Origin of the sequence: Faecalicatena faecalis (assembly GCF_012524165.2) — a bacterium.
Lineage (GTDB): Bacteria > Bacillota > Clostridia > Lachnospirales > Lachnospiraceae > Faecalicatena_A > Faecalicatena_A faecalis.
This window is the reverse complement of the sequence record NZ_JABACJ020000007.1, coordinates 36,892-59,321: the sequence shown is the minus strand read 5'-3', so window position 1 is coordinate 59,321 and position 22,430 is coordinate 36,892. Positions and strand designations below refer to the sequence as shown.

Annotated in this window: 24 protein-coding genes and 1 tRNA gene; 19 read left to right on the top strand and 6 right to left on the bottom strand. The window is 45.4% G+C overall.

The annotated features are described in order from the left end of the window. The 9 genes from HGO97_RS09390 to HGO97_RS09345 all read left to right on the top strand — a co-directional run bounded on the left by HGO97_RS09390 (position 1) and on the right by HGO97_RS09345 (position 9,843). Positions 1 to 921: an ABC transporter permease gene (locus HGO97_RS09390; protein ID WP_216241047.1), complete on the top strand. Its 921-nt coding sequence runs from the start codon at positions 1 to 3 to the stop codon at positions 919 to 921. Then, positions 918 to 1,793 carry an ABC transporter permease gene (locus HGO97_RS09385; protein ID WP_246597382.1) on the top strand — a complete coding sequence of 292 codons (876 nt, stop codon included), beginning with the start codon at positions 918 to 920 and terminating at the stop codon, positions 1,791 to 1,793. Before HGO97_RS09390 ends, HGO97_RS09385 begins: the two co-directional genes overlap by 4 nt. A 6-nt stretch (positions 1,794 to 1,799) precedes the next feature. Next, entirely contained in the window at positions 1,800 to 3,629 is a 1,830-nt protein-coding gene (locus tag HGO97_RS09380) for an ABC transporter ATP-binding protein (RefSeq protein ID WP_216241045.1), read from the top strand. Positions 3,630 to 3,642: 13 nt separating this feature from the next. Then, positions 3,643 to 5,292: a peptide ABC transporter substrate-binding protein gene (locus HGO97_RS09375; protein WP_216241044.1), complete on the top strand. Its 1,650-nt coding sequence runs from the start codon at positions 3,643 to 3,645 to the stop codon at positions 5,290 to 5,292. 30 nt (positions 5,293 to 5,322) lie between these two features. Then, positions 5,323 to 6,447: a bifunctional adenosylcobinamide kinase/adenosylcobinamide-phosphate guanylyltransferase gene (locus HGO97_RS24195; RefSeq protein WP_330654222.1), complete on the top strand. Its 1,125-nt coding sequence runs from the start codon at positions 5,323 to 5,325 to the stop codon at positions 6,445 to 6,447. Between the two features lie 5 nt (positions 6,448 to 6,452). Further along, positions 6,453 to 7,088, top strand: a complete 636-nt coding sequence (locus HGO97_RS09360; protein ID WP_216241043.1) for a precorrin-8X methylmutase — start codon at positions 6,453 to 6,455, stop codon at positions 7,086 to 7,088. Between the two features lie 69 nt (positions 7,089 to 7,157). Next, positions 7,158 to 7,622 carry a precorrin-2 dehydrogenase/sirohydrochlorin ferrochelatase family protein gene (locus HGO97_RS09355; protein ID WP_216241042.1) on the top strand — a complete coding sequence of 155 codons (465 nt, stop codon included), beginning with the start codon at positions 7,158 to 7,160 and terminating at the stop codon, positions 7,620 to 7,622. Between the two features lie 523 nt (positions 7,623 to 8,145). Continuing rightward, positions 8,146 to 8,637: a hypothetical protein gene (locus tag HGO97_RS09350; RefSeq protein WP_216241041.1), complete on the top strand. Its 492-nt coding sequence runs from the start codon at positions 8,146 to 8,148 to the stop codon at positions 8,635 to 8,637. Positions 8,638 to 9,156: 519 nt separating this feature from the next. Then, positions 9,157 to 9,843, top strand: a complete 687-nt coding sequence (locus HGO97_RS09345) for a hypothetical protein (RefSeq protein ID WP_246597381.1) — start codon at positions 9,157 to 9,159, stop codon at positions 9,841 to 9,843. Between the two features lie 79 nt (positions 9,844 to 9,922). Here HGO97_RS09345 and HGO97_RS09340 read toward each other — a convergent pair. Next, a tRNA-Gly gene (locus HGO97_RS09340) sits at positions 9,923 to 9,993 on the bottom strand. Between the two features lie 175 nt (positions 9,994 to 10,168). On the opposite strand from HGO97_RS09340, the gene HGO97_RS09335 reads away from it, so the two are divergent. The 6 genes from HGO97_RS09335 to HGO97_RS09310 are packed head-to-tail and all read left to right on the top strand — an operon-like array spanning position 10,169 to position 15,336. Continuing rightward, the gene (locus tag HGO97_RS09335; RefSeq protein ID WP_216241039.1) at positions 10,169 to 10,642 is read left to right on the top strand and encodes a hypothetical protein; all 474 of its coding nucleotides are present in this window, start codon (positions 10,169 to 10,171) and stop codon (positions 10,640 to 10,642) included. Next, positions 10,639 to 11,979, top strand: coding sequence for a TrkH family potassium uptake protein (locus HGO97_RS09330; RefSeq protein ID WP_216241038.1), 1,341 nt, complete (start codon positions 10,639 to 10,641; stop codon positions 11,977 to 11,979). Before HGO97_RS09335 ends, HGO97_RS09330 begins: the two co-directional genes overlap by 4 nt. Before the next feature lie 40 nt (positions 11,980 to 12,019). Next, a complete protein-coding gene (locus HGO97_RS09325; RefSeq protein WP_216241037.1) occupies positions 12,020 to 12,673 on the top strand; it encodes a potassium channel family protein in 654 nt (217 codons plus the stop codon). A 55-nt stretch (positions 12,674 to 12,728) separates the two neighbouring features. After that, positions 12,729 to 14,222 carry a sensor histidine kinase gene (locus HGO97_RS09320; protein ID WP_246597380.1) on the top strand — a complete coding sequence of 498 codons (1,494 nt, stop codon included), beginning with the start codon at positions 12,729 to 12,731 and terminating at the stop codon, positions 14,220 to 14,222. A 46-nt stretch (positions 14,223 to 14,268) separates the two neighbouring features. Further along, on the top strand, positions 14,269 to 14,961 hold the full coding sequence (locus HGO97_RS09315; protein ID WP_216241036.1) for a response regulator: 693 nt from the start codon (positions 14,269 to 14,271) through the stop codon (positions 14,959 to 14,961). A 48-nt stretch (positions 14,962 to 15,009) separates the two neighbouring features. Next, positions 15,010 to 15,336: a creatininase family protein gene (locus tag HGO97_RS09310; protein ID WP_216241035.1), complete on the top strand. Its 327-nt coding sequence runs from the start codon at positions 15,010 to 15,012 to the stop codon at positions 15,334 to 15,336. 122 nt (positions 15,337 to 15,458) lie between these two features. Here the strand turns inward: HGO97_RS09310 and HGO97_RS09305 are convergent, their stop codons facing one another. The 5 genes from HGO97_RS09305 to HGO97_RS09285 all read right to left on the bottom strand — a co-directional run bounded on the left by HGO97_RS09305 (position 15,459) and on the right by HGO97_RS09285 (position 18,804). Continuing rightward, positions 15,459 to 16,178 (bottom strand): PHP domain-containing protein, encoded by a 720-nt coding sequence (locus HGO97_RS09305; RefSeq protein ID WP_216241034.1) that lies wholly within the window; start codon positions 16,176 to 16,178, stop codon positions 15,459 to 15,461. Further along, positions 16,175 to 16,507, bottom strand: coding sequence for a hypothetical protein (locus tag HGO97_RS09300; RefSeq protein ID WP_216241033.1), 333 nt, complete (start codon positions 16,505 to 16,507; stop codon positions 16,175 to 16,177). The genes HGO97_RS09305 and HGO97_RS09300 overlap by 4 nt, the downstream gene beginning before the upstream one ends. Before the next feature lie 46 nt (positions 16,508 to 16,553). Beyond that, the gene (locus tag HGO97_RS09295; protein WP_216241032.1) at positions 16,554 to 17,960 is read right to left on the bottom strand and encodes a [Fe-Fe] hydrogenase large subunit C-terminal domain-containing protein; all 1,407 of its coding nucleotides are present in this window, start codon (positions 17,958 to 17,960) and stop codon (positions 16,554 to 16,556) included. 76 nt (positions 17,961 to 18,036) lie between these two features. Beyond that, positions 18,037 to 18,459 carry an ATP-binding protein gene (locus HGO97_RS09290; protein ID WP_216241031.1) on the bottom strand — a complete coding sequence of 141 codons (423 nt, stop codon included), beginning with the start codon at positions 18,457 to 18,459 and terminating at the stop codon, positions 18,037 to 18,039. Continuing rightward, positions 18,460 to 18,804, bottom strand: coding sequence for a DRTGG domain-containing protein (locus HGO97_RS09285; protein ID WP_216241030.1), 345 nt, complete (start codon positions 18,802 to 18,804; stop codon positions 18,460 to 18,462). It abuts the gene before it with no gap. 293 nt (positions 18,805 to 19,097) lie between these two features. On the opposite strand from HGO97_RS09285, the gene HGO97_RS09280 reads away from it, so the two are divergent. The 4 genes from HGO97_RS09280 (at position 19,098) to nuoF (ending at position 22,419) form a co-directional block, all read left to right on the top strand. Further along, positions 19,098 to 19,592 carry an NADH-quinone oxidoreductase subunit NuoE family protein gene (locus tag HGO97_RS09280; protein ID WP_216241029.1) on the top strand — a complete coding sequence of 165 codons (495 nt, stop codon included), beginning with the start codon at positions 19,098 to 19,100 and terminating at the stop codon, positions 19,590 to 19,592. Positions 19,593 to 19,596: 4 nt separating this feature from the next. Next, positions 19,597 to 20,157: an ATP-binding protein gene (locus HGO97_RS09275; RefSeq protein WP_216241028.1), complete on the top strand. Its 561-nt coding sequence runs from the start codon at positions 19,597 to 19,599 to the stop codon at positions 20,155 to 20,157. 72 nt (positions 20,158 to 20,229) lie between these two features. After that, positions 20,230 to 20,616, top strand: a complete 387-nt coding sequence (locus tag HGO97_RS09270; protein WP_216241027.1) for a (2Fe-2S) ferredoxin domain-containing protein — start codon at positions 20,230 to 20,232, stop codon at positions 20,614 to 20,616. 15 nt (positions 20,617 to 20,631) lie between these two features. Next, a complete protein-coding gene (gene nuoF / locus HGO97_RS09265; protein WP_216241026.1) occupies positions 20,632 to 22,419 on the top strand; it encodes an NADH-quinone oxidoreductase subunit NuoF in 1,788 nt (595 codons plus the stop codon). The last annotated feature ends 11 nt before the right edge of the window (positions 22,420 to 22,430 follow it).

Below are 22,430 nucleotides of genomic sequence, written 5' to 3'. Positions count from 1 at the left end.
GTGTTTGGATATACATGTAAGCGGGTATTTATAGGCATACTTTCTCTTTTTGTGCTTGTGACCGCAGCCTTCTTCCTGACCAGGATGATGCCGGGAAGTCCTTTTCAGACGGGCAATGTATCGGAGTCAGTCCTTACATCCATGGAGGAGGAGTATGGACTGAATGAGCCGGTTTTCAAGCAGTATGCGACTTACCTTTCCAATCTGATGCATGGTGACCTGGGGATTTCCTTTAAAAAGCCCGGGGTGCGCGTAAGTGAGGTAATCACCCGGGCATGGCCTGCCACGGCTGCACTGGGGGCTTTGGCTATCGTGCTGGCGGCAGTGGTGGGAACACTGCTCGGAATCTGGCAGGCTTCTACCAAAAAAAGGCTCGTGAAGGGTGGAATTTTCTTTAGCACTATGCTGGGAACCGGAATCCCCAATTTCGTGATCGCACTTCTTTTGATGCTCTTTTTTGGGGTGAAGTTAAAACTTCTTCCCATTGCAGGGCTGACTGGGGCAGAGAATTACATTTTGCCCGTGGTTTCTTTGGCCGTGTATCCGGCAGCAGTCATCACAAGGCTGATGCGGAATACGTTCCAGGAGGAGATGAACCGGGACTATGTAGTCCTTGCAAAAGCCAAGGGGCTGAGCTGGAGACGCACTGCCGTGACTCATATTCTGAAGAATGCCTGGATTCCGGTGCTCAATTACATCGGACCTGCCGCCGCATTTTTGATGACCGGAAGCTTCGTGGTGGAGAGCGTATTTACCATTCCCGGTCTTGGCAGGGAATTTGTGAACTCCATTGAGAACCGGGATTACACACTTATTCTGGGGCTGACGATCTTTATGGGAGTTACCGTCATCGGAATCAATCTTCTGACAGACCTGTTATGTGCATGGCTGGATCCGAGAGTCAGGAGGGCATATCGATGAGCAAGAGTAAGAATACAGATAAAAAAATAAAAGGGCACCTGGGAAAGCATCGGATTCGATTGTCGGGTGTCAACCGGCTGTTTTGGGCGGGACTGGTCCTCCTTACGATTCTGATGCTCCTGGCAGTATTGGTTCCGGCTTTTTCCCCTTATTCCCATACGAAGCAGAGTGCAGATATTCAGAATGCAGTTTCTACACTGTCTCATCCTTTTGGGACAGATAAGTTTGGACGGGACATTTTCGTGCGGGTGTGGTATGGAACCCGGATCAGTCTGACAGTCGGTATGGGAAGTGCACTGATCTGCGGTATGATTGGAATCCTATATGGAAGTATAGCGGGATACTGGGGCGGAAAGACAGATCTTTTGATGATGCGCGCTGCGGATGTCATTGATGCAATCCCCTCCCTATTATATGTCATCCTGATCATGCTCGTGATGGGAGCAAATGTAGGCAGCATCCTGTTTGGAATCTGTATTTCAGGCTGGATCGATCTGGCGCGGATCGTGCGGGGGGAGGTACAGCGGTTAAAGATGAGAGAATTCTCTATGGCTGCCCGACTGGCAGGGGCAGGGGCAGGAAGGATATTATGGCGGCATCTGCTTCCAAATGCGGCAGGACCGATTATCGTGAACCTGACCTTTATGATACCAAAGGCGATTTTTACGGAGGCATTTTTAAGCTTTGTCGGGGTCGGAATCTCAGCACCGAATGCAAGTCTTGGCACTTTGATTCAGGATGCAAGGAGTCAGATGCAGGTATATCCATTCCAAATGCTGTACCCGATCCTGGTGCTGTGTATTTTGATTTTTTCAATGAACTTGATCGGGGCAGGGCTGGAGCATTATATGAGACAGATGGAGGAAGGATAACGAAGGATGAGCTTGTTAAGAGTAGAGGATTTAAGCGTACAATTCCATGACAAGGACAGAAGACAGGAGGCGGTCAGTCATCTGTCTTTCGAAGTATGCCCCGGCGAGATCGTGGGAATTGTCGGAGAATCCGGCTCTGGGAAAAGCACTGGTATGCACGCAGTTCTGGGGCTCTTGCCGGAAAAGGCAGAAGTGGCCTGTGAGAGAATTCTGCTGGACCAAAGGGAAATTACCCCTCCAGACCTGAAACTGGCGGACCGAAAAGCGGTCAAGGCATATGAACGTACGATGGAAGCTGTCCGTGGAAATGAGATTGCAATGGTCTTCCAGGACCCTCTTACTTATTTGAATCCAACAGTAAAGATTGGACGCCAGATTACAGAAACAATCCGTGCCCATAAAAAATGCAGTCAGAAGGAGGCTTTGGAACACGCGGAAGAGCTTCTGGATCTGGTGGGAATTAGAAAGGCTTCCCAGAGGATGAGGCAATATCCATTTGAACTCTCCGGGGGGATGCGTCAGAGAGTGGTCATTGCGATCGCACTTGCATGTGAACCGAAGCTGCTGATCGCGGATGAACCTACGACTGCCCTGGATGTGACGGTACAGGGACAGATTCTGGAACTTTTCAAGAAAATATCCCAGGAGATGGGGACGGCGATTCTGTTCGTCAGCCATGATCTGGGGGTGATAGCCTCTCTCTGCAGACGCGTTCTTGTGATGCAGGCGGGAAAGCTTGTGGAGGAAGGGACCGTGGAGGATATTTTCTATGAGCCCAGGCATCCATATACAAGGAAGCTGCTCGCCCAGGCATCGAAACTGCAAAAGCTGCCTGAGAATGTGAAAGCAGGAGAGCCTCTTCTGCGGATCGAGCATGTCAGCAAATTTTATACAGATATTGGTTATTGGAAGAAGCAGGAGAAGACAGAAGCCGTTCTGGATGTCTCTCTTCAAATTGGGAGAGGAGAGACCTATGGTTTAGTGGGGGAGAGTGGATGCGGCAAATCTACGCTCGCAAAGATGGTCACTGGACTTTTAAAGCCAACAGCGGGAAGAATTGTGTATGAGGGGGAAAAAAAGAGGCTGAAATATCCAATCCAGATGGTATTTCAAGACCCTTATGCCTCCTTGAATCCACGGATGACAATAGGGGACATCTTGGAAGAACCTCTTCTTTTGAATACGGAGGATTCCAAAGAGGAACGCCTCAGAAAAATAGAAGAGCTGTTAAAACTGGTAGGACTGACTTTGGAGGATGCACAGAAATATCCAAGGGCATTTTCCGGCGGCCAGCGTCAGCGGATCGGCATAGCCAGGGCACTGATTCTGGAGCCGGAACTTTTGATCTGTGATGAGCCGGTATCGGCACTTGATGTGTCAATTCAGGAACAGATTTTAAGTCTTTTGGAGAACATTCAGAAAGAGAGGGGGATTTCATATCTATTTATCTCCCATGACCTGAATGTGGTCAAACGGATCAGTCGAAAAATGGGCGTGATGTATGCCGGAAGCCTTGTGGAGACAGGAAGTACAAAAGAAATTTATTCGGACCCATGGCATCCTTATACAAAGGCGCTGCTCTCGGCGGTATTGGTGCCGGACCCGTGGAAGGCAAGAAGGAAAAAGGGAGTTCTCCATACGGAGGAGAAAAAGGTGGAGGTCCCATTGGGCAGAGGATGTCCTTTTGCCCCGAGATGCGGATATGCAATGGCCTGTTGCTTTACAGGCAGACCTGATTGGTATCAGTTCGAGGGGCGTAAGATTGCCTGTTTCCTTTATTCAGAGGAACATGCAGGCAGACGGAGCGGCAGCATGAAGATGACTTCACAGATATAAGGAGAGAACGCGAATGAAAAATCGACTAAAAAAAGTACTCTGTTCCCTGATAACGGTTTCCCTATGCAGTACATTATTTTTAGGAGGCTGTGGAAAGCAGGGAAAGGATTCAGCAGCCGGGAAAACAGCAGATGGGGAGAACGGGAAAAAGGAGATTGTAGTTGCAACAAACAGCGAGACGGGTGGACTGGACCCAGCAGGAATGATTGCATTGACCTACCTTTCCTATTCCGTTTCCGCATTGGATGAGCTTTTGACCTATAATGAAAAAGGGGAGATTGATTACCGCGCAGCAGAATCTTATGAGGTAAATGACGATTCCACTGTATGGACCTTCCATCTTCGGAAGGAGGCCGTATGGTCCGACGGAACTCCAGTCACTGCAGCAGATTTTATCAATACCATGGTCCGTTCCCTGGATCCCAAAAGCGGCAATGGGTATGCCAATTATCTGTTCCCTGTCAAAAATGCAGAGGCTATTTACAATGGAGAGGCAGATGCAGGGACCCTGGGTGCAAAAGCGTTGGATGATTACACATTGGAAATAGCATTGGATAAGCCCTGTGTTTATTTCCTGGATCTGTTAAGACTTCCGGTGTATACGCCATCCTGTGTGAAATATGCCGATGCCGTAGACAGCGGCTGGGATAAAGACCCAAAGACCAGTGTGGCGAACGGTCCGTTTTATTTGGCGGAGTATGTCCCAGAACAGTATTTTGTTCTCAAGAAGAATGAGAAATACTGGAATGCGGATAAGGTAAAGCTCGACCAGATCACCTATCGTTTCTTTGATGACCAGCAGTCCATGGCAAGCGCCTATGAGACCGGCGAGGTCGATGTGGCCCCGGCCCTGCAGTCTTCAGTGATGGATCTATATCAGGGAAAGGATGACCTTGTGATTACGGATACTATAGCGACCAGATACATTTATCCGAACCTGAATGTAAAGCCTCTGGATGACGTGAGAGTCAGAAAGGCCATTAACCTTGCCATTGATCGTGAGGAATTGTGCAAGATGGTCGGTGATGACACGGAGCCCACGGTGAATTTTATCGCAAAATATATGAAGGATAAGCAGACAGGAGGATATTTTGTAGATGAGGCAGAACCGCCTTTCAAAGAAAACTTAAAGGAGGCAAAGAAACTTCTTGCCGATGCAGGCTATCCAGACGGAAAGGGATTCCCGAAGCTTACGTACAATTATCCGTCTCTGGAAATGGATTCGGATACTGCACAGGTAGTTCAGGAACAACTGAAACAGAACTTAAATATCGATATCGAACTCAATGCCCAGGAGCTCCAGGTCAATTATACGGAGCGGCGGGCTGGTAATTTCGACCTCTGCCGCATGAACTGGACGGCGGATTTTGCAGACCCGTATACGTATCTGTCTATGCTTTTAAGTAACAGCACCTACAATTGCAGCGGCATTCACGATGAGAAATATGATGCACTGGTGGAGCAGTCCGATACGGAAAAAGATCCTGCAAAGAGGGCAGAGCTGATGCATGAGGCGGAAAAACTTGCAGTGGGCGAAGAGTTCTATATCATCCCGCTGTATTCCATGAAAAGCTGTAATCTGATCCGCCCGACGATCAAGGGAATCACCCAGATTCCGGCTACCGGGGCGTTGGAGTACCGGTATGCAGAGATTACGGAGTAAAAAATGTACAGGTTTTAGGAGGTATCTGAGATGTTTCATCTAGTGACCGGAGGCAGTGGGAGCGGGAAGTCTGCTTTTGCGGAAGGGGTAGTCTGCCAGTTTGCCAGAGAGTGTGCAGGAGACTTGTTCTATATCGCTACCATGATGCCCTTCGGGGAGGAAACAGAGCGGAAGATTAAACGTCACCGCAGGATGCGTGCGGATAAAGGATTTCAGACGATTGAGTGTTATACCGAATTGGAGCAGATGGCAGAACAGGGGAGCGGGGATTGTCCCAGTTGGGGGAATGCCTTCCATCCCTGTGTCCTGCTGGAGTGCATGTCCAATCTGACGGCAAATGAAATCTATCAGTCAGAGAGCAGCAGGAAGGACGCAGCCGAAAGGATCATCCGCGGTGTTGCGGCATTGAGAAGAAAGTGCAGTCATCTTGTGATTGTGACCAATGAAGTCTGTTCGGAGTGTACACAAGATTCGGAAGAAATGCAGCTATATAAGCGGGTATTGGCAGAAATCAATGTAAGGCTGGCGCAGATGGCTGATGCAGTCACAGAAGTCGTGTATGGAATTCCGGTTGTGTGGAAGGCGCCTTCGTCAGATGATCAAGGCTGTGCAGTAAGCAGCGAGAAGACAGGGAACAGCATCCAGATAGAAGCCGCGTTTCAGTCAGCCGCGAATCAGACAGCCGTGAATCAGACAGCCACGAATCAGGCAGCCGCGAATCAGTCAGCCATTACAGGAAACAGAAAAGGAGTGCCAGGGATGAAGTTAGTGATCGGTGGTGCACATCAGGGAAAATGGGAATATGCGAAGAGAAAATATGGTGGTATAGAGCCGGCAGAATTCCACTGGGTTGATGGGAAAAGCTGTTCTTTCGAGGAAGTCTATTCCTGCGGAGGGATTTATCACTTTGAGCTTCTTATGAAGCGTATGATGAAAGCGGGAGAAGATACTTCCCATCTGGCTTCCAGGATCGCAGAAAAGAATCCGGATATCGTAATCGTCAGCACGGAGATCGGATATGGACTGGTGCCGATCGATGCATTTGACAGAGAGTACAGGGAACAGACAGGCCGCGTCTGCACACAGCTTGCAGAACTTTCTTCCCGGGTAGACCGGGTAGTCTGTGGAATCGGTGTTACATTGAAAGGGGAATGAGAAGAATGGATCATATAGAATTAGAAAAAGTACTTCCAGCGGAGATCGAAGCGAGAAGTTTTGAAATCATCACAGAGGAATTGGGAGATATCCCTCTCATCCCCGGAACAGAACCAATCGTAAAGCGATGCATACATACAAGCGCTGATTTTGATTATGCAAAAAATCTGGTCTTCTCAGAAGGGGTAGTAAAACATGCTCTGAATGCACTGAGAAACGGCGCCTCCATTGTCACAGATACGCAGATGGGAAAGGCTGGTATTAATAAGAAGAAGCTTGCAAAATATGGGGGAGAGGTCTTCTGTTTTATGTCAGATGAGGATGTAGCCAGGGCTGCCAAGGAACAGGGGACTACCCGGGCAACGGCCAGTATGGACAAGGCGGCGGCTCTGGATCAGAAACTGATCTTTGCAATCGGCAACGCGCCGACTGCACTTGTGAGGCTTTACGAGCTGATCAGGGAAGGACGCCTGAACCCAGAATTAATTATTGCGGTTCCAGTAGGATTTGTTAACGTGGTGCAGTCAAAAGAACTGATTCTAAAGTTAGAACATGTCCCGTCTATCGTTGCACGAGGCCGCAAGGGCGGCAGCAATATAGCTGCCTGTATTTGCAATGCCCTGCTGTATATGCTGGAATAGAGAATCACGGATGCCCCTTCGATTCAGATGGGGATGCTTTGTAAGAATCTGATCTTGGGAGGAAAGAAAATGGAAAAGGCATATTTCCCAATGTTTGTAGATATATCAGAGATGAAAATTATAGTCGCTGGCGGTGGTCATATTGCCGAACGCAGGATCATGACATTGCTTAAGTTTGCATCGGACGTGACTGTAATAGCCCCAGAAGTGACAGAGTCATTGAAGAAGCTGGAAATGGAAGGCAGGATAATCTGCCTCCATCGGGAATATCAAACTGGGGATATAAAAGATGCGGATATGGTTCTGGCGGCAACGAATGACAGGTCATTGAACCAGAAAATTGCCCAGGAGTGCCGGGAAACCGAGCAGAAAAACGGAAGAAGGATTCTGCTTAGTACAGCAAGTGACAGATCACTGTGTGATTTTTATTTCCCATCAGTGATCATGCAGGATGAGATTGTCATTGGAATAAACTCCGGTGGAAAAGATCCAGGGAAAGTGAAATCAGTCAGGGAAAGACTGGAAAGAAGTTGAATTACTGCTTAAAGAAGACCAAAAGGTAAAAATATGGAGCTCTCATAGATTCTGCTATCGATGATAGTACAGAATCTATGAGAGCTTTCAGTTAACAAGACTAAATTTCCATCACTATAGTGGGCTTAATGGAGCAGTTCTAAGAGTAATTCGAGGTAGCATATGTGTTGGAATCTAATGACTATAGTAATATCGACATTGGAAGAATCCCGAGACTAGGCGCATTGACAGGTATGAATAAAAAAATTAATCAAGGAAGCAGTTGATAGAAACACAGCCTGGTCTTGGAGTTAAGATATGCTAGGAAAGCAAGGAGAAGTATAGTATAATAAAGAAAATAAATTAAAAAAATAGATGAGAAGAGACTTCAAAGAATACTTCTACAATGTTTTGGAACAGTAAAAGCTTTTGAAAAAGAAAGAGGTACAAATGTAGAGTGATTCAATATAAAAAAGAGAAAATAATCAACACTAGTAATTTTATGGAATCTAAGTTTATTTGATTAGTAATTTGGAGGATAATAATGTGGGTAATTGTCGTATGTGCATTTGTAGTAGGAATTGTAATTGGTATCTTAGTTTTTTTTACACATTTTTATAATAACAAGGATTTGGGGAAAAAATTTTTTGAAGAAAGTGAGAAACCGTTTGGAAAAGCAGCCCCTTCTATGTATTATCACAAGCAAAGAATGTTTAGGCTGTGCTATGGCTTTTTTATAGGAATACATTATTTGTTAGTTGTTATGTCCATAAGTTTCACAAGTCTAACTATCTACATGGTTATGGACGATGGTCTGGATTTATATATAAGAATAATTATATCAGTTATGGCTGCCATTACCACAACACTTCAGACTATTTTACGTTTCGATAAGGTTGGTGAAGGGTATATATGTGCAATGAGGATAATAGAGCAAGCTATTTTAGAATATGAAAATAGAAAAGAAAGTGAATTGGATGTTCTATTGGACGCAAACTTAAGGGCTGAGGAAGTAATACATAATATGTATCATTAATAGAATGAATTATGGTTTGTGTCAAGTTGGATATAGTTGTTTAAGTAAAGTAATATTGAGCTTAGATTGGAGGATTTATTATGGAAAGGAATAAAGAAGTGATTTTACAAGAGAGATAGGAAAGTAAAAAGTAGAATTACAACAAAGGTAGGAATATATTGAAATTTTGTTTTATAATGAGATTGATTTCAAAGGATTAGATGAATTTCATTATGAATATTGCGATATTGAAATTTAGTGTTTTAGAGAGTATAAAAGATGAAAAAGAGTAAGGAAAAATGTATATAAAGAAAAAGAGTTAGAATACATTAAAAAAATAGTCCCCTTACTCAATTTGATACAAGCGATAGGCAAAGAAAAAATAAAGTAACTATAGTGCAGTCTGCAATGAAGAGAACTGGTTTGTCATAAAATCAGAGCTTTAGCTCCGAGGTAGTTCACTAGAAAGATATTGGGCTTCATAAAATTAGATATAAGAAAGGGGGATTTTGTATTAATACAAAACAAGGAGAAAATGTGTTGATCACTGATGTAATCAATGCTTTGAATAAATTTTATTTCAATTTATCTAAAGACCCAAATAGTAGAGATCATTCCTGGGAACATTGTTATTTAGAATTTTATAAAGCAAAAACTCAAGATATTGATGATATTTTAGTAGACTACTTATGTCTTCACTTAGCATTTTATTTAGCCAGTTGGGGGATGTACCGCGGTTCATCTTTTTTGTTACTAAAGGATTATAAAGTACATAAAGAAGCAGTATATAAACTTTTGGATAAGAGATATAGTCCGCTTTGGGCTATTTCCTGTATAGATTTAAAGTCTAAATACAAAAATTTGCTCGAAGATTTAGTAAAAGAATTAAGGAGTATTTATAGGGATATACGAAGTAGTATTAAAAGCAACGTGTCAAGTTGTGTTTCGGATATACTTATAACAAAAATTTTAATTGGTACTCTTGGATGTGTACCAGCATATGATAGTTATTTTAGTAAAGGCGTTAAGTATACAGAGGTGACAACTGGGACATTTAGTATAAAGTCTTTAGAACAACTAATTGAGTTTTATCTGAAGTATGAACAAGAATTTGAGAAAGAAAAACATAAGATGGAGATTGGAAAAATTGAGTATCCTGAAATGAAGTTATTAGATATGGCGTTCTGGCAAATGGGGTATACTTTAACAGAAGATATAAGAGCATGAAATTCCATAAATAGTAACATATATCTGTCAGAGAACGAAAAAAGAGGACTTGAAAATCAAGTCCTCTACAAATATATAAAGCAGATAACGGGAATCGAACCCGCCTCTCCAGCTTGGGAAGCTAGCATTCTACCGATGAACTATATCTGCATGTGATTTATTATAAGACTTTTTTAGAATGAAATCAAGTACTTTTTTCTTATCCTTTTTCATTATCCCTTTTCTTATCCATTTCCCATCTAAACAAAATCTTAATACCTCCCCCCATAATTTTATCACCGCCTTAATAAAAAAGGTACTATGATAAAGGTAAGAAAAGAAGGTGATGATGATGTTAACAAATTTAATTTTAGGAATTATCGTAACAGCAGGTGCACTATATGGGGTATATTTGATGAAGGGCCTGGACCGCTTTATGGATGAGGAGCATAATCTTCATAAAGCATGCAGAAAGAAAGAATATGCCGTAGTTTTTGGAAGAGGTAAGGAGGTCGAGGAGATTTCAGGTTGGTTTAAGCAGGCGGGAATCCAGCCGATCTTTATGGAGACGATTTATATTGACCGGGATTGGAAGCACGTAGAATACTTGGCTGCAGTTTCCAACTCAGATATTGACAATCTGTCCGTATGTACCCTATTCCGAAAAATGTATCCGAAGGCGCAGATTTTCAGTCTCTGTAATGAGAAAGCAAATATGAGATTATATCGGCATGCACATATTACTGTATTTACAGAAAAGGAAGAGCTCATGCAGCGTCTGGAACTGCTGATTATGGAAAACGAGGTCGGTGCAGCATGAAATTCTTTACAAAGCGCTTGACGCAGACACAGATGATCGTAATCGGCTATTGTCTGATTATATTTATAGGAGCAGGGCTTCTAATGCTGCCGGTCTCCACCAGGACAGGTGTGAGTACTCCGGCGGTGGATGCCCTGTTCACTTCGACTTCCGCTGCATGTGTGACGGGACTGGTAATTGCGGATACGTTCCAGTACTGGTCTACTTTTGGACAGTGTGTCATTCTGGCGATTATCCAGATCGGTGGGCTGGGATTTATGACGATTGGGGTATTCTTTGCAATCATCCTGAGAAGAAAAATTGGACTATGGACCCGTGGAACACTTCAGGAGAGTGTAAATATCATGCAGGTCGGAGGAATCGTAAGGCTGGCAAAAAAAATCATGGTGGGAACGCTCTTTTTTGAGGGGCTAGGTGCTTTGATTCTTGCGTTTCGGTTCAGTGAGACAATGAGTCTTGGAAAGGCGGTCTATTTCGGCGTTTTTCACGCTGTATCGGCTTTTTGTAACGCTGGATTTGATTTGATGGGGGAGCATGGGGCATATTCCTCCTTCACACCATATTATAATGACTGGGTAGTCAACCTGGTAATCATGAGCCTGATTATCATAGGTGGTATTGGATTTTTTGTGTGGAATGATATTTCAGCGAATAAGCTGTCCTTTAAAAAGTACCGTCTTCACACAAAAATTGTATTGATTTCAACATTTATACTTGTTTTTGGAGGAGCGGCGCTGCTCTTTTTCTTTGAGCAAAATCATACAATTGAAGGGATGCCGTTCGGTGATAAAGTACTGTGCTCCTTATTTGGTTCTGTGACCGCAAGGACGGCAGGCTTTAACACGGTAGATACTGCAGCACTGACGGATAGCAGTAAGCTTTTGACTTCCATACTTATGTTCATCGGAGGCAGCCCCGGATCTACAGCGGGTGGAATTAAGACGACTACATTTGTGGTGCTGTTGATCTATGTGAATGCGAATCTGCGAAAAGAGGCACATTGCAATATTATGGGACGAAGACTGGATGATGGTTCCATCAGAAAGGCGAGTGCTGTGTTATGCATCAATTTGTTTTCCGTAATTCTGGCCGTGCTGATCATAATTACTGTACAGCCTGTACCAGTTATGGATGCGGCGTTTGAAGTGATTTCTGCAATCGGTACTGTGGGTATGTCAACAGGGATTACGAGAGACCTGGTGACTGTTTCCAAAATTGTATTGATTTTTCTGATGTACTGCGGCAGAATCGGAAGCATGACATTTGCATTGTCACTGCGCGGACATAAGACGGAACCACCGATAAAGGTTCCCACGGAACAGATTATGATTGGTTAGATGCATAAAGGCATAACAGATTAGAATGGAGGGTTTGATTATGAAGACCGTATTGATTATAGGGCTCGGAAGACTCGGGCACCACTTGTGTGTGAATATGTCACAGTTAGGGAATGAGGTCATGATTGTAGACCGCGACGAAGAGTGTATGCAAGACCTGCTTCCTTATGCCACGATGGCTAAGGTAGGGGACTGCACCAACGAAGATGTGTTAAGAAGCCTGGGAGTCGGGAATTTTGATATCTGCTTTGTTTGCATAGGTTCCAATTTCCAAAGCAGTCTGGAGATTACCAGCTTGATCAAGGAGATGGGGGCAAAGTATGTAGTAAGCAAAGCGAACCGGGATATCCATGCGAAGTTCCTTTTAAGAAATGGGGCGGATGAGGTCATATACCCTGACCGGGATATTGCAGAGCGGTTGGCAGTCAAGCATAGTGCCAACCATGTGTTTGATTATATTGAACTGACAGAAGGGTACTCTATTTTTGAGATTCCGCCTATGAAGGAGTGGATAGGGAAAAGTATCCGTCAGCTTGCAATTCGTTCAAAATACCATGTCAGTATTCTTGGAATCAAAAAGAATGGACACTTGCAGCTATTGCCCCAGGCAGACAGGCTTTTGGACGAGACGGATCATTTGATGGTAGTCGGACTGAAAAAGGATATTGATCGAATATTGGCAAATATTGATTAAGGTGCTATGATAAAACCATATTTATATCATTCTTGATGTTTGTGGGAAGGTCGGAATGGTAGAAAAGGGTGGAACACTGAAAATCAATCCAAAAAGAAAGGAATGTGGGTATATGAAGGGCGCAGTGATGACGATCAGGAAGCTTGCAAAAAATAAGAAATTAAACTATGCACTGCGGACGATTCTCATTGTTCTCTCGGCCAGTCTTTTTTGCCTCATTTTAAACCAGGCGGGGGTGGCAAAGGAAAACTGTCTGATGGTGTTCATGGTCGGCGTTCTTTTGATCAGTGTATTTACCAGAGGATATGAGTATGGCATCATCGGCGCCATTGTCAGTGTTATGATGTTCAACTATTTTTTTACGGTCCCTGTCCATACATTTGCGATTATGAATCCCAATGACGTTGCTCTGATGGGATTCTTTTTGCTGGCTGCCTGTATTTCTTCCAGTCTGACTGCGCGGTTCCAGAAGCAGCTTCTGATCGCACAGCACAGTGAGGAGACGGCACTTCGTCTGTATGAGATGTCTGAGAAGTTCATCAATGTGACCGGAAAGGAGAACATCATACAGCTTGGTATCCGGTATATTTATGAACATACGGGGTATGACTGTATCGTGGAACTGGAAGGGGAGACCATCGGCGGGGGAGCAGTGAAGGAATATACGTCTAAGGATTATCTGATGTTCCCGATCATCGGAATGGTCAGGCAGCTTGGAACTTTAAAGGTCTTTAACCACAACCAGGGGCTTGGTGCAGAGGCGGAGATGCTTGTGAAGACGGCGGCGAACCAGATCGGGATTGCACTGGACCGTGAGCTGATCTATGCGGAGCAGGAGCAGATCAAGCTGGAAGTAGAGCGGGAACATATGAAGAGCAGCATGTTAAGAAGCATTTCCCATGATTTCAGGACACCGCTTACTGGGATCATGGGCGACTGCAGCCTGATCCTCAACAATCATTCCATGGACATTGATGCGAAAAACGGTCTTGTCCGGGATGTGATGGAGCAGGCGATGTGGCTGATGAAGATGATGGAAAATATCCTGAGCATGACCAAGATCGAGAGCGGACAGCAGTTCATCGAGAAGCATCAGGAAGTGGTGGACGACATCATTTATGAAGCGGAGAAGCATGTGATCGGCTTAAAGAACAGAAGGAATTTCCGGATTTCCCTGCCGGACAGGGTCGTTGTAGCCCAGATGGACGGCAAGATGATTATGCAGGTCCTCGTGAATCTGCTGGATAATGCGATGAAGCATACAGAAGATAACGGGTACATCAGTCTGAATGTTTCTTACAGGCACAGCCGTGTCTATTTTGTGGTGGAAGATGATGGAGATGGAATTGAAGAAGGGATGGAAGAGAAGATCTTTGATGAGTTCGTATCCCTTTCCGATAAAAGCACGGACCAGAAGCGGGGAATCGGCCTGGGGCTTGCAATCTGCCGGGAAGTAGTGAAGGCCCACGGCGGGAAGATCTGGGCGGAGAACCGTGCGGAGGGCGGCGCGAGATTTACATTCTGGCTGGAGGCAGCGCAGGTAGATTAGGTGGCAGATGGAGTGGAAAATCAGATAAGAACAGCAGGTGGTAAGGATGAAGGAAAAGAAGACAATTCTGATTGTAGAAGATGATAAATATATTGTGAATTTTATGAGTATGACTTTAAAGGATGAGGGCTACGGTTATTATGTAGCAAAATCTGTGAAGGAGGCAATCAGTCTTTTCTATGCGAATCAGCCGGATATGATTCTGTTAGACTTAGGGCTGCCGGACGGGGAAGGAATCGATGTGGTCAAAAATGTCAGGGAACTTTCCAATACCCCGATCATTGTGGTCTCGGCCAGACAGGAGGAGCAGGAGAAGATCGAGGCGCTGGATGCGGGCGCGGATGATTATGTGACCAAACCGTTCTACATGGGAGAGCTGATGGCAAGAATCCGGGTCGCCATGCGCAAGATGGACAATATGGCATCCGATAATACACAAGAGATGTTTCAGCAGGATTATCTGACCGTAGATTACGCAAAGCGCAGCGTTCTGATCGACGGGGAGGAGATCCACCTGACACCGATTGAATATAAGATTCTGGTACTGTTGATCGCCAACCGGGGAAAGGTGCTTACGCATAATTATATCCTCAAAGAGATCTGGGGGTATGGAGAAGGCGTGGAGGCAGGGACCTTAAGAGTTTTTATGGCGACATTGAGGCGGAAGATCGAGAAGAATCCGGCGGAGCCCCGGTTTATTGTGACGGAGGTCGGGGTCGGATATCGGTTTAAAGAATAAAATTTTTAGAGGCTTTTTCAGGACGAGACAGAGGTAAAGGTTCTGGGGATGTTCTATCCGGGGATGCAGGCGGTGTATGATGAGTTTATGGAATCACCCACCTGGGGAGGCATGTTCCATGCATGTGAGTTCGAGACTTCGCTCATGCTGGCGGTGAGAGAGGATCTGGTACATATGGAACGGGCGGTAGAAGAATATCCCAAAAGACCGCTGCTCTATGGAATGGATAATACTTCTATAGGAGACTTGAGCCAATCAGGTACTTATGGAAATCCAACTGTGGCGGACCAGAGAAAAGGAACAGAAATGCTGAATCGATTTGTGGAGAATATCAGTTCCATTATCCGGGCATGTCTGGGGGAACTGGAAGGATAGAGAAGCGGAAAGAATAGAAGAAAATAGAATACCAGGGAATAAATAAAGAGCACTGTCCTTGTGGGACAGTGCTTCTTTGCAGTCAGAGAGCCTTCCGAAGAAGGACGGCACTTTGAAAAGGTCTATAGCTTCGTCTGCACCGCCTTTAGTATATCCGCGATCTCACGCGATTTTGCAAATAGCTGATACTCCGGCTCCCGGATATCTTCCAGATAATGTGCATCGGAACTGCTGACGATATTACAGTTCAAAAAGTAAGGATGTTCCCGCTGGATTCTGTGCAGGTTCTTAAGGTCATGCACCTCCGCGCAGGTAAAGGTACTGTCCGGGGGGACGAATCCTAAGTTGCTCAGCAGGCTGGTGGAGGATTTATCGATGTGTGCAGGATAAGCGATTCCTCCGTAGGAGGCCACAAGAGGAACTACAGAATCAAAGGGGATATCTGTTGCATTGATCAGCAGATTTTCCACCGTACCGATCACCTCATCCTTCTCATTCATGATCTGCTGTTTTCCAAAAATCTCTTCTCTATTTTGAATCGGCAGTAAGTGCTCATATACATATTCGTCGAACGTAAGGGCACTGCTCAAGGTTTCGAACAGGCAGATGACATGTACCTCCTCTGCAGTACACAGTTCCATTCCCGGGATTACAATGACACCGTAATTCTGCCCATGGAATATCGCTGCAGGGCAGTTCTTACAGCTATTGTGATCCGTGAGAGCGATGACATCCAGTCCCTTGATGGCAGCCATCCCTACAATATTAGCAGGAGTCATGTCATCATCTCCGCATGGGGACAGGCAGGAGTGAAGATGGAGGTCATAATAAAGCGGAGTCATGCAAGTCCCGCCTTGTAGACCTGGAGCGCCATATCAAATACAGGGAGGCCGCTGGCAAGAACAGCGATTCCTTCCGTCTCTGCCTGTTTAAGTGTACCCTCATCCAATGTGACTCCTTCTGCCAGGATAATGCAGGCAGTATCTGTTAAGGATGCGACTGCGAGTGTATTTTTGTTCCCCATTACTGTGACCCACACGCCGTTGGCGGGAGCCTTTCCCATGGCGATACTAAGTAAGTCGCAGCAAAATACTTTCGAAATCTCACGTTCGGGATCGCCCTGTACCAGGACCTGGCAGTCCGGCAGTTCTAAAACGGTCCTAAGCTTCATAAAAATATCCCTCCTTTTAAGAAAAAATCATAATCCAATCGGGTTTTTATGTCTGATCTTCCGGTTTTTTACGTTCCGGGACTCCAAAAGAATCCAGCTCGGTTGTAAGCTTATGTATATATTCATGCAAAAGCTTTGTGCTTTCATCTTCAAATCCGCAGGTCTGCCCCGATGCTTTAGAGAGAAAGTCAATCTCCTTCGACAGACTGGCAATATGTTCACGCAGCACATAGATGCAGTCATTGCTGGTCGCAACACCCCTGACAATATCTTCAGCCAGTGTCTGGCAGGTAGGGGCTCCGCAGGAACCACAGTCGAGCCCGGGGAATTTCTTCGTCAACTCCTCCACGGTACTCATCATCTCCAGGCTTTCTTTAAAGGTATTCCCGAGGCGGAATACAGGTTCATATTCCACGTCATCATCCCAGTAGAGACTCTCAATCTCCGGGTGGGTGGATAGATGACTTTTGGAAACTGGCTGATAACGCAGCAGGCGCTTGGTCTTGGTCGTTGCCACATAAGCATTCTCCACGGTCAGTGTACCGCCCACACATCCGCCGTTGCAGGCGTTGAGTTCAATAAATTTCAGACCATGTATCTTCTCATCCTCAATCGCCTCCAATACACGCAGGATATTGACGATGCCGTCTGCCGCAAGATAGCTGTCGATCAGAAGTCCTCCTACCTCACCGCCTGCATTGCCCCAGCCGAGTCCGATGCGGCCGGAGTTGGAAAGCGGCTTTAGCTGGCTTTCATCCTTACTCATATGCGGTAGAAGAAGAGGGTAGACATCCTTGATCGCCACCACATTGTCGATGTTGCTTTTTTCGATTCCAAGAGGTGCCTTTGCGTAGGAAACCTTTGAGGGACACGGGGAAATGAAGATGATTCCGATATCCTCAGAAGGCAGCCCTGTCTTTTCTATGGCGCGTGCCCGGGCAATCTCTGCAGCAATCTCAACAGGCGGTTTGATTGGCAGGAGCTTGGAAAGCAGGGCCGGGAATTTTACACGGATCAGCCGGACCACAGAAGGACAGGCTGAGCTGATGAAGGGTCCTTCGTCTGCATGAGCTTTGATATACTCCCGGGATGCTTCCGAGACAAGCTCTGCAGCGGCACTGACCTCAAATACATCGTCGAATCCCAGCTTTAGTAAAGCGTTCAGCACAATATCCACATTGGTCAGGTTATTGTACTGGGCGTATAGCGAAGGTGCAGGCAGTGCGACCGTATACTTATAATTGTTCAGTACATTCAGAGAATCGTATTCCGGTACTTTAGCATGATGCGGGCAGTAGCGGATGCATCGGCCGCAGTCGATGCAGAACTTGTCGATGATATGTGCCTTCCCGTTATGTACGCGAATCGCCTGGGTAGGGCAGTACTTGATGCAGTTGATACAGCCCTGACAGGCTGCTTCGTTCAGTCGGACAGAACGTATGAATTTATCCATGTTGTCTCCTTTCTATCCGGTTAAAAGCGATATAAATGCTGTTACGGTACATATGTAAAGTCATATATGTTGACCATCAGATAAATACTTTCATTGTAACGGTAGTTCCGACGCCTACTTCGGATTCGATGTGGAATTCATCGGAATATTTCTTCATGTTCGGCAGTCCCATGCCGGCTCCAAAGCCAAGGGAACGCACCTCCTCCGGCGCAGTGGAATAACCCTCCTGCATAGCCTTCTCGATGTTCGGGATTCCGGGGCCTTTATCAGCCAGGACCATTACGATCTCCTCGTCAGATATGGTCACCGTAAGGACTCCGCCCTTGGCGTGGATGACCATGTTGATCTCACCCTCGTACATAGCAATAGCGACCTTACGAATCGCTGAATTCTCAACACCGAGCATCTTTAACTTATTTTTGATCGCGCTGCTTGCTTCCCCGGCGCGCGTAAAATCATCTCCGGGAATTTCATATGTAAATACTAATTGTTCACTCATCTAAGCACCTCCCCGCAGTCCATGTTCATATAATATCCCGCATGTGGTGAACATATAATGTTTGGTGGCAAGAATCGCCATTCCTTTTCCCCGTGCAAGTGCGATGATATTTTCATCCGGCATCTTGCCCCGTACAAAGATGATGCAGGCAATATCAAGCATCTCGGCAGTCCGTACGACCTGTGGATTACACAATCCTGTAATCAGGACAGAACACTCCTCGGCGTAAGCAAGGACATCGCTCATCATATCAGCCGAGAATACGAATTTGGCATCCAGATCCAGCAATTCGTCACCGAATAGGATCTCGGCATTGAGCAGTTTCTGCATTTCTCCTATTGTCATAAGCCCTCCTATCTACCTGAATGGAAATCTGAAATCCTATAGTATTCAGGTAAAATCTTGAATTCAGTATAACATCAGTATGTTTAAAAAGCAATCGTGCCGATTGTGCTAATTGTATAAAAATAAATATATAATAGAAGAAGAAAATGTGTAATGCTTGAAAAAATACACGTAAATGAGAATGAATATCAGGTAAAATACACAAAAATATGAACAAATAGTGCTGGAATATTGTGCTACATTATGGTATGATGAAACAAAATGTAGTCCAAAAAAGAAATGGAGGTTAAGCGATGCTCGCAAAGAAACAGACAGTTCCATTCTCAGGAACAAAGGAACAGGAAGAATCATTATTAAAAGTAATAGCTGAGCTGAAAGATGAGAAAGGTGCCTTGATGCCGATTCTTCAGAAAGCTCAGGATATTTACGGATATCTTCCAATAGAAGTACAGACGATTATTTCTAATGAAACAGGGATTCCTCTGGAAAAGATTTATGGTGTAGCAACATTCTATTCACAGTTCACATTAAGCCCCAAGGGAAAATATCAGATTTCCGTCTGTCTTGGAACCGCATGTTATGTAAAAGGCTCCGGGGACATTTATAATGCGTTAATGGAAAAACTTGGGATCGTGGGCGGAGAGTGTACGCCGGATGGAAAGTTTTCATTGGATGCATGCCGCTGTGTAGGGGCATGTGGTCTAGCACCGGTCATGATGGTCAACGGCGAAGTATACGGCCGTCTGACGGTGGATGATCTTGATGATATTTTAGCAAAATACGAATAAGCCTATGATGCCGGAGATATCACTGAACATATTGGATGTGGCGGAGAATTCTGTGCGTGCAGGAGCATCACTTATTGAAATAGGGGTTTTTGTACAGACAGAAGAAGACACGCTGACGGTCGTCATCAAGGATGACGGCTGTGGGATGTCAGAGGAACAGATTGAGAAAGTGCAGGATCCATTTTACACGACCAGAACGACCCGGAAGGTGGGATTGGGAGTGCCTTTTTTCAAACAGGCTGCAGAGAGTGCAGGAGGAAGCTTCTCCATTATGTCAGAAGAAGGGAAAGGAACGGTCGTAACAGCCGTATTCCAGTTATCGAATATTGACAGGATGCCGCTCGGGGACATGAGCTCGACGATACATACACTGGTTGTTTTTAATGAAGAAATTCGCTTCATCTATACCTATCGATATGATGACAGAGAGTTTGTATTGGACACCCAGGAGATCAGAGAGATACTTGGGGAAGGAATTTCCTTAAAGGACCCGGAAGTCTCAGGCTTTATCAAGGAATTTTTGGAATCCAACAAAGAAGAGACGGACCAGAAAGCGGATGTATAAAAAGGAAAACGATGTCACTTAGGCCTTACAATGACTGGGCCGAAGAGGTAGAAGCAGGATTGGAGGAAAGATATGAAATCTCTTGAAGAATTACGTGCGATCAGAGAAAAGATGCAGGGGAAAGTCGGAATCCGCGGGGAAAGTGAAGACCAGATCCGTGTGGTTGTCGGAATGGCGACCTGTGGAATCGCAAGCGGAGCAAGACCGGTGCTGACAGCTCTCTCAGATGCTGTACAGGAACAGGGGCTTATGAATATTAATGTTACACAGACAGGATGTATCGGACTGTGCCAGTATGAGCCGATCGTTGAAGTCATGGAACCAGGTAAGGAGAAAGTTACATATGTAAGGATGACTCCTGAAAAAGCAATGGAAGTTCTGAGAATGCATCTCATAGACGGGCAGGTAGTGACCAAGTATACCTTAGGTGCAGCTCAGAAAAGCGAAAAGAAAGAATAAAGGAGGCAGAAGATTATGTATCGTTCACATGTTTTGGTTTGCGGTGGAACTGGCTGTACCTCTTCCGGAAGCCAGAGAATTATAGAAAGACTTGAAAAAGAAATCAAGGCCCAGGGACTTGAGGAAGAAGTCGGCGTGGTGAAGACCGGATGCTTCGGACTGTGTGCTTTGGGGCCGATTATGATTGTTTATCCAGAGGGCTCCTTCTATTCTATGGTACAGGAGGATGATATTCCAGAGATCGTATCTGAGCACTTATTAAAGGGAAGAGTGGTCACACGTCTTCTGTATGATGAGACAACAAAGTCAGATAAGATTCTTCCGCTGAATGAGACGAATTTTTATAAGAAGCAGAAGAGAGTCGCTCTCCGCAACTGTGGTGTCATCAATCCGGAGAATATCGATGAATACATAGGAACAGGCGGCTATGAGGCATTGGGAATCGTCCTGACGCAGAAGAAGCCTGAGGATGTCATCCAGATTCTTCTTGACAGCGGCCTGAGAGGACGCGGCGGTGCCGGATTCCCGACCGGACTGAAGTGGAAATTTGCGGCAGCTAACGATGCCGATCAGAAGTATGTATGCTGTAATGCAGATGAAGGTGACCCAGGTGCATTCATGGACCGTTCCGTGCTGGAAGGTGATCCGCACGTTGTATTAGAAGCAATGACGATTGCAGGTTATGCGATCGGTGCTTCCCAGGGATATATTTATGTGCGTGCAGAGTATCCGATTGCTGTTAAGCGTCTGGAAATCGCAATCGGACAGGCAAGAGAATATGGACTGCTCGGTAAAGATATTTTTGGCAGCGGCTTTGATTTTGATATTGAACTGAGACTTGGTGCAGGTGCCTTTGTCTGCGGAGAGGAAACGGCTCTCATGACTTCAATTGAAGGGAACAGAGGAGAGCCAAGACCTCGTCCGCCATTCCCGGCATTGAAAGGTCTGTTCCAGAAGCCGACCATTTTGAACAATGTAGAGACTTATGCGAACATCCCTCAGATCATTGTGAACGGACCGGAATGGTTCGCATCCATGGGTACGGAGAAGTCAAAGGGAACAAAGGTATTTGCCCTTGGAGGTAAAATCAACAATACAGGTCTTGTTGAGATTCCGATGGGAACCACACTGCGTGAGATCGTAGAAGAAATCGGTGGCGGCGTGCCGAACGGCAAGAAGTTCAAGGCTGCTCAGACAGGCGGTCCATCCGGTGGATGTATCCCGGCAGAGCATTTTGATGTGCCGATCGACTATGATAACCTGATTGCGATTGGTTCTATGATGGGGTCCGGCGGTCTGATCGTTATGGATGAAGACAACTGTATGGTAGATATTGCCAAGTTCTTCCTGGAGTTCACTGTAGATGAGTCCTGTGGCAAGTGTACGCCGTGCCGTATCGGTACCAGACGTATGCTGGAGATTCTGGATAAGATCACAAAGGGCCAGGGAACCATGGAAGATCTGGACAAATTAGAAGAATTGTGTAATCATTTGAAAACAAATTCACTCTGTGCTCTGGGTCAGACAGCACCTAACCCGGTTATTTCTACTCTCAAGTACTTTAGAGACGAGTATATTGCACATATTGTTGATAAGAGATGTCCTGCAGGCGTATGTAAGGCACTGCTTCAGTACAAGATCGATGCTGATAAGTGTAAAGGATGTACGTTATGTGCAAGGACCTGTCCGGCAGATGCAATCATCGGCAGCGTAAAAGAGCCGCATATGATCAATCCCGAGAAGTGCGTGAAGTGTGGCGCTTGTATGGAAAAATGCCGTTTCGGTGCAATTTACAAAGAGTAATGGAGGATAGA

Bases quoted from the DNA above. Each gene is read 5' to 3' on its own strand.
- HGO97_RS09305 (WP_216241034.1), bottom strand. From the start codon at position 16,178: ATGACTCCGCTTTATTATGACCTCCATCTTCACTCCTGCCTGTCCCCA.
- HGO97_RS09310 (WP_216241035.1), top strand. From the start codon at position 15,010: ATGTTCTATCCGGGGATGCAGGCGGTGTATGATGAGTTTATGGAATCA.
- nuoF (WP_216241026.1), top strand. From the start codon at position 20,632: ATGTATCGTTCACATGTTTTGGTTTGCGGTGGAACTGGCTGTACCTCT.
- HGO97_RS09320 (WP_246597380.1), top strand. From the start codon at position 12,729: ATGGTAGAAAAGGGTGGAACACTGAAAATCAATCCAAAAAGAAAGGAA.
- HGO97_RS09275 (WP_216241028.1), top strand. From the start codon at position 19,597: ATGATGCCGGAGATATCACTGAACATATTGGATGTGGCGGAGAATTCT.
- HGO97_RS09315 (WP_216241036.1), top strand. From the start codon at position 14,269: ATGAAGGAAAAGAAGACAATTCTGATTGTAGAAGATGATAAATATATT.
- HGO97_RS09280 (WP_216241029.1), top strand. From the start codon at position 19,098: ATGCTCGCAAAGAAACAGACAGTTCCATTCTCAGGAACAAAGGAACAG.
- HGO97_RS09290 (WP_216241031.1), bottom strand. From the start codon at position 18,459: ATGAGTGAACAATTAGTATTTACATATGAAATTCCCGGAGATGATTTT.
- HGO97_RS09330 (WP_216241038.1), top strand. From the start codon at position 10,639: ATGAAATTCTTTACAAAGCGCTTGACGCAGACACAGATGATCGTAATC.
- HGO97_RS09355 (WP_216241042.1), top strand. From the start codon at position 7,158: ATGGAAAAGGCATATTTCCCAATGTTTGTAGATATATCAGAGATGAAA.
- HGO97_RS09360 (WP_216241043.1), top strand. From the start codon at position 6,453: ATGGATCATATAGAATTAGAAAAAGTACTTCCAGCGGAGATCGAAGCG.
- HGO97_RS24195 (WP_330654222.1), top strand. From the start codon at position 5,323: ATGTTTCATCTAGTGACCGGAGGCAGTGGGAGCGGGAAGTCTGCTTTT.
- HGO97_RS09270 (WP_216241027.1), top strand. From the start codon at position 20,230: ATGAAATCTCTTGAAGAATTACGTGCGATCAGAGAAAAGATGCAGGGG.
- HGO97_RS09300 (WP_216241033.1), bottom strand. From the start codon at position 16,507: ATGAAGCTTAGGACCGTTTTAGAACTGCCGGACTGCCAGGTCCTGGTA.
- HGO97_RS09375 (WP_216241044.1), top strand. From the start codon at position 3,643: ATGAAAAATCGACTAAAAAAAGTACTCTGTTCCCTGATAACGGTTTCC.
- HGO97_RS09385 (WP_246597382.1), top strand. From the start codon at position 918: ATGAGCAAGAGTAAGAATACAGATAAAAAAATAAAAGGGCACCTGGGA.
- HGO97_RS09325 (WP_216241037.1), top strand. From the start codon at position 12,020: ATGAAGACCGTATTGATTATAGGGCTCGGAAGACTCGGGCACCACTTG.
- HGO97_RS09285 (WP_216241030.1), bottom strand. From the start codon at position 18,804: ATGACAATAGGAGAAATGCAGAAACTGCTCAATGCCGAGATCCTATTC.
- HGO97_RS09380 (WP_216241045.1), top strand. From the start codon at position 1,800: ATGAGCTTGTTAAGAGTAGAGGATTTAAGCGTACAATTCCATGACAAG.
- HGO97_RS09295 (WP_216241032.1), bottom strand. From the start codon at position 17,960: ATGGATAAATTCATACGTTCTGTCCGACTGAACGAAGCAGCCTGTCAG.
- HGO97_RS09350 (WP_216241041.1), top strand. From the start codon at position 8,146: ATGTGGGTAATTGTCGTATGTGCATTTGTAGTAGGAATTGTAATTGGT.
- HGO97_RS09335 (WP_216241039.1), top strand. From the start codon at position 10,169: ATGATGATGTTAACAAATTTAATTTTAGGAATTATCGTAACAGCAGGT.